The following is a 554-nucleotide window of genomic DNA, read 5'->3' as shown; positions in this document are numbered from 1 at the left end:
CTTCGAAACCTTCAAAGCAATGAAATAAAGCAGCCACTCGCGCGATATTGTCCGCAAGCTTTGAAGCATGGTCCCCTGCTCCCGCAAAGCGCCCATTTGGCCGAATTTCTACTTCAATCGCATTGAAAATACTCAGCCATTGTTCACTGGCTTCGGGGGAGAAATGTATCACGCCTTTTTCTCGACCAGGGTCCTTCAGCAAGGCCATATTGGGCTGAAGTAGCTCGACTAGACGCGCTGCGAATTTATCGCAATGGTCCGACGACACGGTCCCATTTTCGATGAAACGAGAGCCCTGAGTTGACCAAGGCTGGCAGACCAAAAATCTTGCCCATAACCCGGAGCCTCGAGACTGTTCGCCACGCTGCTCCATGTAGTTTTGGAAGGCGCTCTCTTGCGCCATGATCGAAACCGTCAGACGTGCATCAGCGAGCACGTAACTCTCGATCGAAACACGATCTACGGTTATGGAGTCCCCGCTCCAGAGGGCATTCTGTTTCGACAGCTCATTCAAGGCTCGTCCATTCAAAACCCCACCGCGCTCACTGGAAATC

General features: G+C 52.3%; 1 protein-coding gene. It reads right to left on the bottom strand.

Translation table 11 applies throughout. The features are described 5' to 3' along the window. Positions 1-514: DUF3987 domain-containing protein (locus GHO25_RS25735; RefSeq protein ID WP_256677340.1), on the bottom strand; the 514-nt coding region annotated here is incomplete at its 3' end. Positions 515-554: the final 40 nt, after the last annotated feature.

The sequence above is a fragment of the Pseudomonas sp. FSL R10-1350 genome (assembly GCF_009600525.1).
Classification (GTDB): Bacteria; Pseudomonadota; Gammaproteobacteria; order Pseudomonadales; family Pseudomonadaceae; genus Aquipseudomonas; species Aquipseudomonas helleri.
Note: the sequence above shows the minus strand (reverse complement) of the source record. Positions and strands in the feature narration are given on the sequence as shown.